15 protein-coding genes and 1 pseudogene are annotated in these 15836 nt (G+C 70.1%); all 16 read left to right on the top strand.

Annotation, left to right across the window (positions count from 1 at the left end):
- The first annotated feature begins 18 nt into the window (after window positions 1-18).
- The 16 genes and pseudogenes from ACH4UM_RS06480 (at window position 19) to ACH4UM_RS06405 (ending at window position 15688) form a co-directional block, all read left to right on the top strand.
- Window positions 19-4287, top strand: a complete 4269-nt coding sequence (locus ACH4UM_RS06480) for a phage tail tape measure protein (RefSeq protein ID WP_398174449.1) — start codon at window positions 19-21, stop codon at window positions 4285-4287.
- Window positions 4287-5243: a phage distal tail protein gene (locus ACH4UM_RS06475; RefSeq protein ID WP_398174446.1), complete on the top strand. Its 957-nt coding sequence runs from the start codon at window positions 4287-4289 to the stop codon at window positions 5241-5243. The genes ACH4UM_RS06480 and ACH4UM_RS06475 overlap by 1 nt, the downstream gene beginning before the upstream one ends.
- A 13-nt stretch (window positions 5244-5256) precedes the next feature.
- On the top strand, window positions 5257-6183 hold the full coding sequence (locus ACH4UM_RS06470; RefSeq protein ID WP_398174443.1) for a hypothetical protein: 927 nt from the start codon (window positions 5257-5259) through the stop codon (window positions 6181-6183).
- Between the two features lie 2 nt (window positions 6184-6185).
- The gene (locus ACH4UM_RS06465; RefSeq protein WP_398174440.1) at window positions 6186-7289 is read left to right on the top strand and encodes a hypothetical protein; all 1104 of its coding nucleotides are present in this window, start codon (window positions 6186-6188) and stop codon (window positions 7287-7289) included.
- The gene (locus ACH4UM_RS06460) at window positions 7290-7727 is read left to right on the top strand and encodes a hypothetical protein (RefSeq protein WP_398174437.1); all 438 of its coding nucleotides are present in this window, start codon (window positions 7290-7292) and stop codon (window positions 7725-7727) included.
- 147 nt (window positions 7728-7874) lie between these two features.
- Window positions 7875-8786: pseudogene (locus ACH4UM_RS06455) on the top strand (peptidoglycan-binding protein); the annotation flags it as partial.
- Window positions 8787-9119: 333 nt separating this feature from the next.
- Window positions 9120-9365 carry a hypothetical protein gene (locus ACH4UM_RS06450; RefSeq protein WP_398174434.1) on the top strand — a complete coding sequence of 82 codons (246 nt, stop codon included), beginning with the start codon at window positions 9120-9122 and terminating at the stop codon, window positions 9363-9365.
- A gap of 82 nt (window positions 9366-9447) precedes the next feature.
- Window positions 9448-9897 (top strand): hypothetical protein, encoded by a 450-nt coding sequence (locus tag ACH4UM_RS06445; RefSeq protein ID WP_398174431.1) that lies wholly within the window; start codon window positions 9448-9450, stop codon window positions 9895-9897.
- Window positions 9898-10053: 156 nt separating this feature from the next.
- A complete protein-coding gene (locus ACH4UM_RS06440; protein ID WP_398174428.1) occupies window positions 10054-10626 on the top strand; it encodes a hypothetical protein in 573 nt (190 codons plus the stop codon).
- A 90-nt stretch (window positions 10627-10716) separates the two neighbouring features.
- Entirely contained in the window at window positions 10717-10920 is a 204-nt protein-coding gene (locus ACH4UM_RS06435) for a hypothetical protein (protein ID WP_398174425.1), read from the top strand.
- A gap of 108 nt (window positions 10921-11028) precedes the next feature.
- Window positions 11029-11373, top strand: a complete 345-nt coding sequence (locus tag ACH4UM_RS06430) for a hypothetical protein (RefSeq protein ID WP_398174422.1) — start codon at window positions 11029-11031, stop codon at window positions 11371-11373.
- A 27-nt stretch (window positions 11374-11400) separates the two neighbouring features.
- Entirely contained in the window at window positions 11401-12396 is a 996-nt protein-coding gene (gene bet / locus ACH4UM_RS06425) for a phage recombination protein Bet (protein ID WP_398174419.1), read from the top strand.
- Window positions 12397-12469: 73 nt separating this feature from the next.
- The gene (locus ACH4UM_RS06420; protein ID WP_398175042.1) at window positions 12470-13606 is read left to right on the top strand and encodes a PD-(D/E)XK nuclease family protein; all 1137 of its coding nucleotides are present in this window, start codon (window positions 12470-12472) and stop codon (window positions 13604-13606) included.
- Between the two features lie 84 nt (window positions 13607-13690).
- Window positions 13691-14626: a helix-turn-helix domain-containing protein gene (locus ACH4UM_RS06415; RefSeq protein WP_398174416.1), complete on the top strand. Its 936-nt coding sequence runs from the start codon at window positions 13691-13693 to the stop codon at window positions 14624-14626.
- Between the two features lie 30 nt (window positions 14627-14656).
- Complete coding sequence (locus tag ACH4UM_RS06410) at window positions 14657-14980, top strand: hypothetical protein (RefSeq protein ID WP_398174413.1); 324 nt, start codon at window positions 14657-14659, stop codon at window positions 14978-14980.
- 90 nt (window positions 14981-15070) lie between these two features.
- Window positions 15071-15688, top strand: a complete 618-nt coding sequence (locus tag ACH4UM_RS06405; RefSeq protein WP_398174410.1) for a hypothetical protein — start codon at window positions 15071-15073, stop codon at window positions 15686-15688.
- Window positions 15689-15836 lie beyond the last annotated feature (148 nt).

Genomic DNA, 15836 nt, shown 5'->3' with positions numbered 1-15836 from the left:
TGTAAGGAGGCCGCCGCGGTGGCCGGGTTCACCCTCACGGTCGCGATGCGCGCCGAGGTCCGCGACCTGATCGCGGGAACCCGTGCTGCCTCCGGACAGATGCGGACGCTGGGGGAGCGGACCGACGCGGCGAACCGGTCCCTGGCACGGTTGGACGCCAACGGGGCGCGGCTCGCTGCGCAGTTCGCCGCTCTGAATCGTTCCTCCCGTACGGCTGTCGGGGAGCTGAACCGGATTACCGCTCGCGCGGGGGCAGCCCGTGCGGCCCTGCGGACGGCCGGGGATGACGGCGCACGATCGATGTCCCGGTTCCAGCGTGCTACGGCCGGGGCGGGTCGGCGCGGCCTGTCCGCCACGAACATGCTCGCCGGCGGGGCGCTTGTCCTCGGCACCGGACAGATCATCGAGGAGGGCAACCGCTACCAGCGGCAGATGAACCTCTTCCGTGCGGTGACCGGCGCGACATCCGCACAGATGAAGAGGGCGGCCGTGGTCGCCCAGGAACTCGGCAACGACCTGACGCTGCCGACCACGACGTCGGCTGATGCTGCCGAGGGCATGGTCGAGCTGAGCAAGGCGGGCTTCCGCGCTGATCAGTCGATCGACGCCGTACGCGCCTCGCTCCAGCTCGCGGCGGCTGCCGACGTCAACGCCGCCACGTCGGCCAAGTATTTGGGCGACATCATGGATCAGTACGGTCTCGGTGCTGATCAGGCGTCCAAGGCGTCGGACACCCTCGCGGCCACCGCGAACAACGCCTCCGGGTCCATCACCGACATCTACTACTCGATGCGGTATGCAGGCCCGGTCGCGCACGCGCTCGGCGTCAGCCTGCAGGACACGGCCGCTGCGGTCGGCATGCTCGGTAAGAGCGGCCTGCTCGGCCAGACCGCCGGTACGAGCTTGCGCGGGATCTTTGCGAACCTCGCGGCGCCGACCCCACAGATGCGCGGCGCCCTCAAGGACTTGGGGATCGATGCCTGGGACGCACAGGGCCGCTTCCGGGGCCTGCGTACGGTGATCGACGGCCTGTCGAAGGCCGAACGCTCCATGTCACAGCAGGACTTCACAGCCGCAGTGACCCGCGCGTTCGGCAAGCCCGCGCTCAGTGGTGCGGTGGCGCTCGCCCACCAGGGAACCGAGAGCTTCGACGCCCTGTCGATGGCCGTACGACAGACCGGGGCCGCGGCGTCCATCACTGCCTCCCGCGGCCAGGGCCTGACCGGTGCGATGTCGCAGCTGCGCACCCAGGCCCGGCAGACGGGCATCGCCCTGTACGAGGGGATGGCGCCCGGCCTGGAGTGGGTGACCCGTCTGCTCACCCGCGGGATGGCCGGGGCCACGCCGTACCTGACCACGGCCCTCGAATACGGCCGCGACCTCGCCACCCTGTACGGGCCGGACCTGAAGGCGAGGACCGAGGCAGGACTGGGCGGGCTCATCGATGAGGCCCGGCAGCTGGTCGGCCCGCTCAAGGAGATCGGCGAGCACTCTCTGGCTACCGGTCTCAATCTGCTGATCAACGCGGGAAGCACCCTCGGCGATGTCCTGTCCAACGCCGCCGACGGTGCCGAGCCGCTGTTGAAGGCCGTCGCGGGCCTGGGCCAGGAGGGCGGCGCGGCGGCCGGCACGCTCGACATCGTCGCGACCGTCGCCAACGCCGCCATGGACGCGGTCTCCGGACTGTCCCTGGTCCTCGTGCCGGTCGGGCACGTCGTCGGTGGCCTCGTCACGGCGTTCGGCGCCCTCCCGGCCCCCATCCAGTCGGCCGCCCTGGCGATGCTCCTGTTTCGCCGCGCACAGCCCGCCCTGACGAACCTGGCCACCACCGTCAGTGGGCCGGTCCGCTCCGGAATCCGGGCGTTCAACGACGAGATGCGCGTGCAGCAGTCCTTGGCCGCCGCATCCGGCGTCGCGCTGTCCCGGTACGGCGCCGCCTGGGCGGCGGTCCAAGCCCGCATCGGGTTCCTCGGCAACATGACGGCTGCGTTCCGCAGCGCGAACGGCGCCGGAGTCAACTTCACCGGCACCCTCAACGGGATCGGCCGAGCAGCCGGATCCGGGCTGCGCTCTGCGCTCGGCGGCGTGACCAATGCCCTCGGCGGCCCGTTCGGTGTCGTTATGGCGGGAGTGTCGGTCGGCCTCGGGCTACTCGCGGCACGCCAGCAAAAGGCCGCGCAGGCCGCCGCTGAACACCAGCAGCGCATCTCTTCGCTCACCTCCGCGCTGCGCGAGTCCGGCGGGCAGATCGACAGCAACGTCCGCCAGCAGGCGGCCCAGGTCCTGCTGGACACCAAGACCGAGCAAGGCCAGCTCACGAAGGTCATGGAGCAGGCCGGCGTGCCGCTGGCCACCCTGACGGACGCCTACCTCGGGCAGGGCACCTCATTGGAGGCGCTGCAGAAGCAACTGCAAGCCACCGCCGACAAGCACCGCTACTACAAGGATCTGGCAAACGACAAGGCCACAGTCCTCGCCTACACCGATGTCGGTCAGCAGTACAAGGACGCCGCTGACGCGCTCGGGTCCGTGAAGGGCGAGATGGCCGAGTCGATCAAGAACGCCCGGGAGCTGGCGAAGGCGACAAGGGGCGCCGGGGACGGCACCACTGCCTACGACCGGCTCAAGGCGGCCGTCGGCGGCCTGGCCGACGAGACCGCCGACGCTGACACCCGAATCCGTTCGCTGAAGTCGGCCCTCGACCTGCTGTCCGGTGGACAGATCTCCCTCCAGGCCGCCAAGGCAAAGGTGAACAGCGCCGTCCTGGATCTGCAGGAGGGAAGCAAGAACGTCAACCGCGGGCAGGGCTACGGCGGCAAGCAGCTCGTCAACGAGGACAAGACCCTCAACACCACGACCAGGAACGGCCAGCAGCTGTACACCCAGCTCACCGCGCTGTCCGACGCGGCAGCCGACGCGTCGGTAGCGACGTTCGATCTGGCCAAGCGCAACGGCGAGACGCTGCCAGCGGCGCTCGCCAAGGCACGCGAGCAGATGAGCCGCGCCCGCGCCGAGGCGATCAAGGCCGCCCGCGGTTACGGCCTGACCAAGGCCCAGGCCGAAGGCGTCGCCGACAGCCTCGGCCTGCTGCCGTCGAAGGTGTCACTGCTGCTTCAGACCAAGGGCATGGACTCCACCCTGGCGAACCTGATCGCCGTCCAGGCCGAGTTCCACCGTCTGCCGAAGCAGCGGACGATCAAGGTCGACTCCCTCAGCGACGGCGCGCAGAAGAAGCTGCGCGACCTCGGGTTCACCGTGAAGACCGTGCCGGGCACCCGCCAGATCAAGATCACGGCGCCGACCGCGGCGGCGAAGAAGAACCTGGACACCCTGATCGACAAGCTCGGCCGCACCCCCAGCAGTAAGAAGGTCACCGTCTCCGCGCCGACCGCCGCGGCGATCAAGAGCCTGCAGGCCGTCCATGCCAAGATCCGCGCCACGCCGGGCGCGAAGAACGTCGTCGTGCAGGCGCCGACGGCCGAGGCGCGCAAGCAGCTGCAGGCGCTCGGCTTCCGGATCGAGAAGGTGCCCGGGTCGAAGAACGTCAAGGTCATCGTGCCGACCAGCGGCCCGCGCAAGGCCGCGGACGCCATCCAGCAGCGCATCAATGCCTTGCGCGGCAAGGAGGTCACGGTCACCACCCGGCACGTCTCGATCTTCAGCCAGCTCGCCGAGCAGAACACCAACATCGTGGACGCCATCGAGAAGCAGGCCGAGGCACAGGCCCGCGCCGCCAAGCGGCACGCCGATGGCGCGGTGGTCGACTACTTCGCCGACGGCGGGCTCACCGGCGCTGGGCGCCGCGAGCGGCACGTCGCACAGATCGCCCCGGCCGGCAGCTACCGGATCTGGGGTGAGCGGGAGACCGGCGGGGAGGCCTACGTGCCTTTGGCCGCCTCCAAGCGCGAGCGCAGCAAGGCGATCGTGGAAGAAGTCGTTGACCGCTTCGGCGGACAGGTCGAGTGGTACGCCAACGGCGGCGTCCGCGGCACCCGCAGCCGCGACTACACGCCGATGGTCGCCAGCTCCTTCAAACAGGCCCGCAGCGTCGACGCCATCGCCGGTGTCGTGCGCTCCTTCGACATCCGCACCAGCAGCGACCACGCCCGCACCCGCGTGGTCGACGCCCGCGCCGGCGGCCGGGTCCAGGTTGTCGTCGTGCGCGAGCAGCAGCCGCTGATCGGCTCCATGCCCATCAGCGTCACCGACAGCGCCGCCACCCCTGAGCAGATCGGCAACGAGATGATGCGCACCCTGCGCAACGCGCAGCGGGGCGGGAGAGTGTGATGACCACAGCACCGAACAAGCACAGCCGCCCCGAACTGGCCCCGTGGCAGTACGAGATCGGCGGCGTCGTCCTCGGCACCGGCACCTACGTCCCGGTCGGCAACGTCGAAGGGCTCGGGTCGCCCGCCACCCGGCCGCAGGACACCGACAACGCCAACAGCGACGGCACCACCCCGGGCCGGGACTTCTACGGCCCCCGCTCCCTGCGCTTCGAGGCCGGCATCAAGACGCCCGGCGACCCAGTGAAGGCCGCCGACATCCTCGCCCGGCTGGAGCGAGCCCTGGACACCCCTGACGCCCGCACCAGCCCAGACGGCCGCCACATCCTGCGCGGACGGTGGCCAGGGCACACCACCCGCCGCATGTACGGACGACTTCGCCGTATGGAAGCGACCAGCACGGCCAACGCCGTGCACGGCTGGATCCCCCTGGACATTGAGTTCGTCGGCCTGGACGACCCGCGCTGGTACGACGACGCGCTGTCGACGCTGACGCTCGGCCTCGACCAGGCGGCCCGCCCCGACCGCGTGGACCGCACCGTCGACGAGGCGATGGGCCGCCCCGCCGCGTGCCGCCGCCCGCCCGAGTCGGAGCATCACCCGGTCGACGAGAGGCCCGGATGGGTCACCAACCACGGCGACGTGCCCACTCACCCGAGCCTGCGCGTACACGGGCCGGTCACCAACCCGCGGATCTGGAACACCGCCACCCGCCGCGTCCTCGAACTCGGCCTGTCGCTACGCGAGGGCGAGTGGGTGGAGATGGAGACCCGACCCGGCACCTGCTGGGCGCTGCGCAACGGCACCGTCAACGTCGCCAATGACCTCAGCCCCGCCTCCCGTCTCGACCTGTTCACCCTCCCGCCCGGACGGTCCGAGATCGCCTGGAGCGCGAACGACCCGTCCGGCACCGCGCGCCTCGAGGTGGCGTGGCGGTCCGCGTACACCGCCTTGTGAACGGAGAGCACTCGTGACGCTGCAACCCCCGATGATGGTGCGCGGGGCCGACCACTCGGCCCGCGCGATGCGCCTGATGATCCGCGACCTGGCCCGAGGCCGGCAGGGTGTCGCGGGCGGTGAGGACCTGAAGGTCCGCCCCCTGGAGACTCCGGGTCCCGGCGTTCGCGTCGGCGACGGCTCCGCTCTGATCCACGGTGCCCGGCCGTGGCAAGGGGCCTACACCCAGTCCAACATCGGCGACACCGTCGTCGACGTGCCGCCAACCGGGCCGGTCGCCCGCACCGACCTGCTCGTGCTGCGCATCGAGGACCCGGAGTTCGAAGGCGACCGCGACCCGCGCCGCCAGGAGATCGGCTACTTCCACCTCATCCAGAACATCGGCATGCAGGACACCACCGCGCTGCGGGAGATGACGGCTATCCCGCTGGCCCGTCTCGCCATCCCCCGGAACACCGCGACGATCACCGCCGAGATGATCACCGACCTGCGGCGGCTGGCCAACCCGCGCACCGAGCGCGCGCTGCGCACCGTGCACCCCGAGACCACGGAGAAGGTCCCTGGCAAGCACGGCCAGTGGGCGGCCTGGCCCAGGGAAGCCGCCTGGGACGTGGACGTCCCCGCATGGGCGACGGACGCCGCCATCGTCGTTACCCTTTCCGGCCTGCGTGCCGAGGCGGGGCCGGTCTACGCCGAACTGCGCACGCGGCTCGGGGAACGCGCTGCGAAGCCGACCGTCGTAGACGACGACGGAACGACCACCCGCCGCGCCAGCGTCACCCTGGCCGACACCCTCGCCGTGCCGTCCGCCTACCGGGGCACCCGCCAGCACCTGGCCGTCGAGATCAACCAGAACGACAAGTACGGGGACGGGGACCTGACCGTCGCCAAGGGCACGACGGTCACCCTCGACGTCGCCTTCACGGAAGGACCCGTGTGAGGATGGCCGACTACCGCTACATCGTCGCGCGGGCCGCGACCGGCGATGTCCTGCACTGGAACCTGCCGCTGAGCGAAGTGGAGTACGGCCCGGAGATCTCCGGGCCCGGCTCTCTGAAAGCCACCCTGCCGACCTCTTTTCGCCGCCAGCTCAGCGACACGCTCGACGCCGGCGACACGGTGCTCCTCGTCGAGCGCAACGCCCGCCTGGACTGGGGCGGGCTGCTGTGGCGCGCCGAACCGGAGGGCAACACCCTGCCCATCGAAGCCTCCGGCTTCGGCAGCTACCTCCACCGGCGCTTCGACCTGCACGGCAACCTCGACGGCCGCGGCCCCTACATCGACGCCGACCCATGCCAGGTCATCCGAGACGTATGGGCCTACGCCCAAGCCCAGCCGGACGGCGACCTCGGCGTGGTCGTAGACGACACCAAGTCCCAGGCGAAGACCGGCACCGCGAAGGACCCCTACACCACCTCCAAGACCGACCCGCGCAACCTCGGCGACATGGTGGACGAGATGGCCGACATCCATGACGGCCTGGAGTGGTCCGAGACCGTGGCATGGCGCGGGCGGCACGCCGAGCGACGCATCATCCTCGGCGCACCCCGCCTCGGACGGCGCCGGGAGGACCTGACGTTCACCACCGGCGCCAACGTCGTCGGCACGCCGCACGTCATCAAGGATGCCGACTCCTACGCCCAGTGGGTCATCGGGCTCGGCGCGGGCGAGGGCAAGAAGCGCAAGGTCGTCGTGGACGGCGTACGCAACGGACGCCTGCGCCTGGAACACCGGCTGGAGACGAGCGAGAAGGACGAGGCCAAGCTGAAGCGGCGCGCTCGCCGCGAACGTCTGGCCCGCCAGGTTCTGCCCACGCTGACCGAACTGGAGATCATCGACCACCCGGCCGCCCCGATCGAGGCGCTGCGCATCGGCGACGACGTACGGATTCGCCTGTTCGAGCCGCACACCGAGTACGACGGCTGGTGCCGGATCGTCGGCTGGACCGTACGGCCCGGTGAGGGGGAGACCGCCGAGCGCGTGACGCTAAAGCTGGAGCGCACCAACAAGCCCGAGGACGAGACGGGCGAGGGAGAGGAGCAGTAGATGCCGGACACGATCGCCGCCCTCGGCCGGAGACTGGCCCGCCTGGAGAAGCGGGTCACCACCCTGGAACGCGCCAGCCGCGCGCCCTACCCGGAATGGCACGACCTCCCCCTGACCGGAGAGACCACCGTCCCGGACGAGGAGCGGCCGCCGCAGTTTCGCGCCAACCCCTGGGACACCACGGAGTTCTGCGGCCGTATCGGCCTGGCCGGCGCGGGCGCCGCCGACGAACAGATGATCGCGCTCTTGCCTGAGGGCTACTGGCCCGAGGCGCCGCGCACGGTCAACGTCGCCTCCGATGCACAACGCCGTAGCCTCCAGCTCGACATCGACCCCAAGGGCCTGGTGCGGCTACGTGTCCAGGGCGGGGGAAGCGTTCGCGCGACCTGGATCAGCCTCGACGGCACCTCGTTCCGCACCGACCGCGACGACGCCTGACCGGCCCCGTGTCCCGGCCGCGGACCGGGCGCCGCCGGTAGCATGACGCCCAGGTGACCCTCCACCCGCTTCGTAACCCCGAGGGACCGGACCGCCGCGGCGGCCACGGCCGACTGCCATCCGGCGCAGGGGAGAAGGACGAAGCGCGTGGCTACACCGCTGAGCGCGGACAGGTTCCTGTCCGTGCTGAAGGGCGCCGGGCTCGGCGTGGTCGAGCACGGAAACTGGCGCACCCACAACCGCAACACCCACGGCAACTGGGGCCCCGTCAACGGGGTCATGATCCACCACACCGGGCCGTACAGCTCCGAGAAGGACATGGTGGAGCTGTGCCGGACCGGCTACCAGGACTTGCCCGGTCCCCTGTGTCAGGGAGTGATCGACCGCTCCGGCACCGTGCACCTGGTCGGCTACGGGCGCTGTAACCACGCCGGGATGGGCGACACCGACGTCCTGCTCGCCGTCATCGCGGAGAAGGCCACCCTCCCGCGCGACAACGAGGCCGACACCGACGGCAACCGGCACTTCTACGGCTTCGAGTGCATCAACACCGGCAGCCAGCCGTGGCCGGCGGCGCAGCTCGACGCCATGGCGCGAGCAGCAGCGGCGATCTGCCGCGCGCACGGTTGGAACGAGCACAGCGTCATCGGCCACAAGGAGTGGCAGCCCGGCAAGCCGGATCCGGGTGGCATCGACATGGACGACTTCCGCGCCCGGGTCGCCCGACACCTCAAGGGCGGAGACAAGCCCAGGCCGCACCCCGAGCCCAAGCCGAAGCCCCGGCCTGAGCCTAAGCCCCGGCCGAAGCCGAAGCCGAAGTACGCGGCGTACCCGGGTGCCCAGTTCTTCCGGGAGGGCCGCTCGTCGCCGGTGATCGCCGCGATGGCCAAGCACCTGATCGCTGAGGGCTGCGACTCCTACGACACTCCACCCGGCCCGGTCTGGAACGAGGCGCACCGCCGCTCGTACGCCGCCTACCAGATCAAGCGCGGCTTCCACGGCGCCGACGCCAACGGCATCCCTGGGCCCGAGACCTGGGCGGACCTCCGCGTCCCGCACCAGGCCGCTGCCGCCGACCCGACCCCGGCCACCCCGAACCAGGAGCACGACCCGATGCCGCAGGCCCTTGCCGATGTCGCCGAGCGCACAATTGCGACCTACCTCCAGTCGCTGCTGGGCCTGATGGCAGCCTCCAGCACGACGGACATGGTGTCCCTGTCGGCATGGCAGGCCGCCGCGGTCTCCGCGATACCGGCCGCGCTCAGCGCGTTGAAGTCCACCCTCGGCACCGTGCTGGGCAGGCCCGGAACGGCGTCGTGGCTCCCGCTCAAGCGCGACCCGGCCACGCCCAAGTACTGACCGCCGGGCAGCGAGAGAACAGGAGGACGGACCGTGCCGGAAGGACAGGTCGCGCTCGCCCTGGCGGAGCTGCGCCAGGCGCTGGAGGTCGGTTTCGCGCGCATCGATGGTCAGTTGGCGCTGCTCGTCCAGCGTAGCGACCAGACGGACAAGGCCCTGGAGGATCTGGAGGAAAGGGTGAGCGCGCTGGAGAAGACCAGGTGGCCGCTACCGACAGTCGCCGTGCTCGCCAGCATCACCGCGGTGGTGCTCACCGCCTTCGGCCTGGCTCGCGGCTGAGACGAACACCCCTGCCGTCAAGAGGTGTTGTCCGACAGCGCGCATAGCGTGAGGGCGCACTTGTTCCTGCGGCCTGGGGGTCATGATGGATACGACAAGCCTGCTCGTCACCGACCTGGAGGTGGACACCGCGCTGGCGGACCCGGCGGTCCCGGCCGCCATCCGCGCGGTGTGGCAACTGCTCTGGGAGTCGGAGGTCCGGCTGGATGAGGTTCTGGCGTTTGACGTGCCGGACGCGGAGCTGGATGACCGTCTGGTCGTCATCCGGCACGCGAAGGAGGGCGGCGTCTACGAGGCCGGGATCACAGTGTCGACGGCCAACGCGCTGCGCGAGCTGATCGGGGCCCGTACGGACGGACCGCTGTTCACGCTGGATGGGCGGCGGCTGACCAAGGCCGAGGCGGCGACTGCCTTCCGCGAGGCGGCCGGCGGGCGCACCATCCACGCCCTGCGGTTCACGCGACAGAGGAAGGAGCGGGGATCGACCCGGATCAGCTCCACCTCTGACCAGCCCGAGGGCAAGACCGCGTAGAGCGTGCGGCAACGCACACGGCCCCCGCCGAGGCGGGGGCCGTTTGGTCCTCTTGGAGAAAGACCGTCGCCACCATAGCAGCGACCGCCGCGTACGCCGGCGTGTGCGTACGGCTACGCTGCCCTCTGCATCCAGGGCAGACACCGGAGGACGGGGATGAGTCGGGGCAAGCCGTATCTGGTCGGGCACCAGGAGTTCGCCGCGCTGTACCGCGTCGATCCGAAGCAGGTCGCGCAGTGGCTGTCCCCGAGCCGTGGCAGCGTGCTGGATCCGGAGACCGCCATCATCGTCAGCGGGGTGCGGTACTGGCCGCTCGGCTTCGCGGCCAGGTGGGGAGCGACCACGGCGCGATTCCGCCAGGTCGACCTGGACGTGAAGGCGCGGATCATCGCGGAGCAGGGCGAGGGCTGGGAGCCGGACCTTGGGGGTGAGCTGCCGCCGATCGTCGGCCAGCAGGAGATCATCGAGCTGTTCCACCTGCCCGCGCAGGGCAACTTGGCGACGACCATCGCCACAGGGCGGTTCCCGGAGCACGACTGGCTGCTGTCCGGGTCAATGCTCTGGATGCTGGACACCGTCCTCGATGCTGTCCCGAAGCTCCGCGAGAGCGCGCGGAGCCTGGCTTGGGACGTGGACGAAGAGGTCGTCGCCGCCCTGCGCGACGGCACCTACGACGGGCCCGGCAGTCGCGTACTGACCAGAGGCCGCCATGCCCGGAAGGCCCTCTGACCTGCGCAAACACTGTACTTAGCCTCGAATTGCAAATAAGATATAAGTAATCCCCATGTGGGGGGTCCGCAGTTCACCAAGGAGGCAGCAGTGCAGTTCATCGCCACACCGGGCGGCGACGAGATCGCGGTTATGAATGCCCGTGAGGCCCTGGTCGTCGAAGGAGCCCTATCGCTCTACGTCCTCAAGCACCCCGAGTCCAACGTGGCCATCGATGCCCTGCAGGCCGCGTCGGCGGCCAACGAGGCTCGCGAGGCGCGCATGGAGGAGGCGGCCGAGCGGACCTCCGTCTGACCTCGGACTGAGTGCGCGAAGTCGCGCCTGTAGCCGGTGGGGTTGATCATCTGTCTGCCGACCACCAAGATAGGTGACATTCTTGAAAGAAGTCATCAGGGGGTGGGTATGGCAGCCGTCCAGGACGAGATACCGGGCCTGGTCATCCACACCGTGAGGCAGCCGGACGGCCAGCCGGCGTCGATCCAGACCCAGTTCGAGACCTTTCACGAACTCAACCCCTGGGTGCTGCGCGCGTTGGAGGCCCTGACTGCCGACTACCTGAAGCGCGGCGCGAGCCGTGTCGGCATCGGGATGCTCTTCGAGGTCCTGCGCTGGCGCTACGTCACGGCGACCGAGGGCGACGAGTTCCGCCTCAACAACAACTTCCGCAGCCGGTACGTCCGGCTTCTCATCGAGCGCCACCCCGAGTGGGCGGGCGCGTTCGAGGTCCGCGCCTTGCGGACCTACTGAACCAGTTCTCTTGGAGACGAACGACCCATGAATCAACCGACCGAGCAGCAGGGCGACGACGCTCCGTCCAGCGCCCCGCCCCTGACCGCCACCGAGGTGCTACCCGAACGCACCGTGTCTCAGAGCGCAGTTGTGCTGCGCGCCGACCAAGTGGAGTTCGACGCACGTCAGGTGGCCGCGCTGTCGCTGATCAGCCCCGGACTCGCCCAGGCGCCGCGTGCCCAGCTGGCCTTGTTCTTCCACTTCTGCGTGCGGTCCGGACTCGACCCGTTCGCGCGGCAGATCTACATGATCGGCCGCACCAACTGGAAGGCCGCCGACAACCCCGACGAGCCGGAGAAGACCTGGACCATCCAGACCGGTATCGACGGCTTCCGTACGGTCGCCCACCGCGCGGCTATCAAGGCAGGGGAGTCCATCTCGTACGAGGACACCGTCTATTACGACTCCGAGGGCAACGCCCACGAGGTCTGGCTGTCCAAGGCGTACCCGGCGGCGGTCAAGGTCACCGTCCTGCGCGGCAACGCCAGGTTCCCGTTCATCGCCCGCTGGGAGGAGTTCGCCCCGACGTACTACGACCGCAAGCAGGGCGCGTACGTCGTGGCGAAGATGTGGCAGCAGATGCCCGCCCACATGCTCCGCAAGTGCGCCGAGGCCGGCGCGCTGCGCATGGCCGCACCGCAGGACCTGTCCGGCGTGTACGTGGACGAGGAGATGGCGCGGGCCGACGCTGAAGCCGTCGTCCGCGAGGCGGAAGAGGCGACCCGACGCCTGCGTGAGGCCGCCGGGCTCGAAGCGGGCACCGACAAGGGCGGCGACGCGAAGGACGAGTCCGCCGAGGACTCCCAGGCCGTGGGCGAGGACGAGGGCACGGACAAGCCCGCGCCGAGGAAGCGGGCGCGTGCCGCGAAGAAGGCCACCTCGAAGGCCAAGCCGGACGCCGCCGCGGAGTCCGACGAGGCCCCAGCCCCGGCAAAGCGCACTCCGCGTAAGCAGGCCTCTACGCCCCGCCGCGCCTCCTGATCCCTGACGACACCGGGTGCCGCCCGCTGTCGGCGGGCGGCACCCCATCCTCTTGGAGAACACCGTGACCACTATGGCCATCGAGCCGGAGAGGCGGCCTGTCAGCCTGTGGCCCGCCGCTCACGCGGCGGACGCACGCCGTCCGCGCTCCCAGCAGACCAAGCTCGGCGCCAGCGACACCGTGTGCGCACGCCGGGCCGGGTACCTTCTGCACGGCCGCACCCCGACTGACGTCGGCGAGAAGCGGAAGGCGATCCTCGGGACCTGGCTGCACGCCGGGATACTTGAGGCCGCCCGTGAGGAGTACGGCTGGCTCGTCGAGCGCCGCGTCGAGGACGAGACCGTCCGGGGCCACATCGACGCCGTCCAGCTCGACAGCGCCACCGCCGCCCGGCTCCCGAAGCGGCTGCGCCCCACGCTCCCGGCCGAGGAGACGACCGTCGAGGACGTGAAGACGAAGAGCACGTACCAGTGGGACAGCGTCCTGCGGTACGGCGCGAGCGAAGCCGAGCTGCGGCAGGTGTACCTGTACGCCCATCTGCTTGGCACGGAAGGCTTCGCCAGCGTCCGTGGCCAGCGGCAGCTTGCCCACCTCGGGCCCGTGCCGGTCGCTCGCATCCGTTTCCGGTTCATCAACCGCGACTCGGGTGACGACCATGTTCAGGAGATCGCCTACGAGGCCGACCGCGCCCGCCGTGCCCGCTGGTGGGTTCAGCAGGTGCGGGCCGCCGCTTCCCCGGAGGAGCTGCCGCGCACCTTCCAGGGGCCGGGCATCTCCGTGATCTGCGACCACTGCCCGTTCCGCACCGCGTGCTGGGGGCCGCTGGTCGCCGGGCGCTCCCCGCAGAGCCAGCTCATCCACGACGACGAGGAACGCGCGAAGGCACTGGCCGAGTACGCCGAGGTCTCCGAGCAGATCAAGCCACTCAAGGACAGGCAGAAGTTCCTGCGCGCCCAGCTCGAAGGCTCCGAACCCGGTGTCTACGGCGACAACGTCCTGAAGTGGAGCGGCGGCAACTCGACCAAGGTCGATGACGTAGAGGCGATGGTCGCGCTGTACCGCCGTGCGGGGCTGGAGGTGCCGATGGTGCCCGACGCGGCGTCGATGAAGGCGACGTTGAAGGAGGTGGGCATCCCCGTGCCCACGCGCCTCGACCACGACCGGCGGACCGCGGTGAGCATCAACGTCACCGCGCGCAAGAAGTCCTGATCGCGCCACACGGCGGGGGCGGAGCCGGCGTGCTCCGTCCTAGCCCCGGCGCGGTGAGAACGGACGGAACACGGAGAGGTGCCGGTGAGCATCCAACTGATGGTGGTGGCCGCCTACCTGCCGAAGGAGGTGATCAACACGACGCAGAAGTTGGTCCTCATGAAGATTGCGGACTCGGCCGACGATCAGACCCGGCTGGCCCGGCCGGGCCTGGAGCGGATGATGGCCTGGGCCGGTGTAGGGGAGAAGCAGGTCATCACGGTGGTGACGCAGCTCGTCGGCCTCGGACTGGTCGAGCGGGTCACGGTCGGACGTGTCGGCCGCCGCGCCGAGTACCGGGTGTTCCCGCACGGCGTGCCTCCTATCCCGTCGACGGAGGAGCTGATCGAGCGGCGCCGGGCAGCGCAGCGTGCCCCGACCAACCCCCGGCTGGCTCGCAAGACGGCGCGCCGCAAGCCGTCGTCGGCGGCCCTGACACAACAGGATGTCGCCGCACGGGAAGAGGCACGGGCCACCGCCGAGGCCGCTTCGGAGCCAGGGTTGCCCCAGGGGAACCCTGATGACGCTCCAGGCAGGGTTGCCCTGGGGGAACCCAGTGGGTTGCCCTCGGGAAACCGGGCGGGTTCCCCTGGGGAAACCCCTTCTCTTCCTTCTTCTTCCTCTTCTCTTCCTAACCCCCCTACCCCCACGGCTGACGCCGCAGGGGAGGCGGAGCGCGGAGAGCAACAGCGGGTGGGCTGCCCGAAGCACGCCGAGCCGGTGTCGAACTGTCGCGGGTGCGGAACGAACCCGCGTGCCGGGAGGGAGCAGGCGCGGCGCGAAGCGGCCGACCGCGAGCACCGCCAGCAGCAGGACTGGCTACGGCAGTTCTTCGCCGAACAGGAGCGGCGCGTTGCGGCAACGGACCCGCAAGCTCTGGAGATGGCCCGCCAACGAGTGCGAGAGCTGGCACGAATGGGACGCGAAAAAGGTGCCAACTCCCGCAAGGACCAGGGGCGTTCACGAGATCGGAAACATTGACGCCCCAGTGTGTGCCATTAAGATATAAGCATGAGTTCGGAACTCGCCGAACTCACCGACCTCTTGGAGACCACCTTGACCGACACGCTCACCACGCCCCCCGACGCCTACGTCGTGGTCGCCGAAGTGATCCACGGCGCACCGGCCGCACCGCGCCTCGGCGGCCACCTCTACTGCTCGGCCGAGTGCGCCGAACACGGCGTCCGCGAGCTCGTCAGCGACCTGAGCAAGGAGGAAGGCGGCAGCGGCTTCGTCCTGCCTCACGAGGGCCGCGCGATCGGCTGCGTCGTCACCGACGGCGGCCGCATGTGGTCGGTGCAGATCCTCGCCCGCAGTGAACTGCCCACCGTCTGACATCCGCTTCACCTGAAGATAGGTGACATTTTTCAACGGCGGGCGCGCTTTCTGTGCGCCCGCCGTGCACACCCTCTTGGAGACCAGCACATGACCACCACCATCGCGGCTCTGCCCGACCACAACCGCACCACCGACCCGCTGTGGCAGCGGCTGTTCCACAGCTACGGCCACGTCGTCACCCCGCTGCGCTACGCGGGCTGGGTCACCGACATCGAGACCGCCGGAGGCGAGTTCCACATCCGCGCCGACCTCGGCGACGGCACGGAGCTGATCATCGCCTCCGAGCACAGTCTGCCCGCCGACCCCACTGAGGTGAACGGCTGGACGGCCGTCCGGCAGGACGCACAGGACCCGAGCAAGCACACCGTCCTGTACGACTCCACCCCCAACGGCCCCCAGCGCCACCACGGCAACAGCCTCATCCCGCTGCTGGTGCGCGTCGACGCCCTTGACGTGCCCAACCGCGCGCCCCGGCTCATCGTCTCGGCCAGCCACCTCGCGCCGTACGGCGCCTGCCACAACCAGACCGGCGGGATCGAGGGCGCGGCCACCGCCATCACCCGGTTCTGGGAGTGGTCACAGCGACTCATGGACTACGAGGGCTACCGGCGCGTGTGGCAGCGGCCCGAGAGCGGCTACCCGCTGGCCCTGTTCGAGAACGTCGGGCACATCTACACCCTCCGCGTCACCCGCAGCGATGACTGACCGGCCGCGCCGCGCACCGCGCCCCACCGGGGGCGCGGACCGGTGATCTGGCTGCTGATCGTGTGCGCCCTCGGCCTGCTGGGGTTCACCGCCCTCGGCATCGAGGACAGCCGCCACCACCGCGCGATACGCGCCTCCGACGAGTCCT

It is taken from the genome of Streptomyces sp. NPDC020801, from assembly GCF_044334385.1.
In the GTDB taxonomy this organism is placed as follows: Bacteria; Actinomycetota; Actinomycetes; order Streptomycetales; family Streptomycetaceae; genus Streptomyces.
The sequence above is the reverse complement of the archived record's forward strand: the minus strand, read 5'-3'. Positions and strand labels throughout refer to the sequence as shown.

What these genes read in the sequence shown, in the direction of transcription:
- ACH4UM_RS06440 (WP_398174428.1), top strand. Translation starts at nt 10,054, where the DNA reads ATGAGTCGGGGCAAGCCGTATCTGGTCGGGCACCAGGAGTTCGCCGCG.
- ACH4UM_RS06405 (WP_398174410.1), top strand. Translation starts at nt 15,071, where the DNA reads ATGACCACCACCATCGCGGCTCTGCCCGACCACAACCGCACCACCGAC.
- ACH4UM_RS06410 (WP_398174413.1), top strand. Translation starts at nt 14,657, where the DNA reads ATGAGTTCGGAACTCGCCGAACTCACCGACCTCTTGGAGACCACCTTG.
- ACH4UM_RS06445 (WP_398174431.1), top strand. Translation starts at nt 9,448, where the DNA reads ATGATGGATACGACAAGCCTGCTCGTCACCGACCTGGAGGTGGACACC.
- bet (WP_398174419.1), top strand. Translation starts at nt 11,401, where the DNA reads ATGAATCAACCGACCGAGCAGCAGGGCGACGACGCTCCGTCCAGCGCC.
- ACH4UM_RS06460 (WP_398174437.1), top strand. Translation starts at nt 7,290, where the DNA reads ATGCCGGACACGATCGCCGCCCTCGGCCGGAGACTGGCCCGCCTGGAG.
- ACH4UM_RS06430 (WP_398174422.1), top strand. Translation starts at nt 11,029, where the DNA reads ATGGCAGCCGTCCAGGACGAGATACCGGGCCTGGTCATCCACACCGTG.
- ACH4UM_RS06465 (WP_398174440.1), top strand. Translation starts at nt 6,186, where the DNA reads ATGGCCGACTACCGCTACATCGTCGCGCGGGCCGCGACCGGCGATGTC.
- ACH4UM_RS06420 (WP_398175042.1), top strand. Translation starts at nt 12,470, where the DNA reads ATGGCCATCGAGCCGGAGAGGCGGCCTGTCAGCCTGTGGCCCGCCGCT.
- ACH4UM_RS06475 (WP_398174446.1), top strand. Translation starts at nt 4,287, where the DNA reads ATGACCACAGCACCGAACAAGCACAGCCGCCCCGAACTGGCCCCGTGG.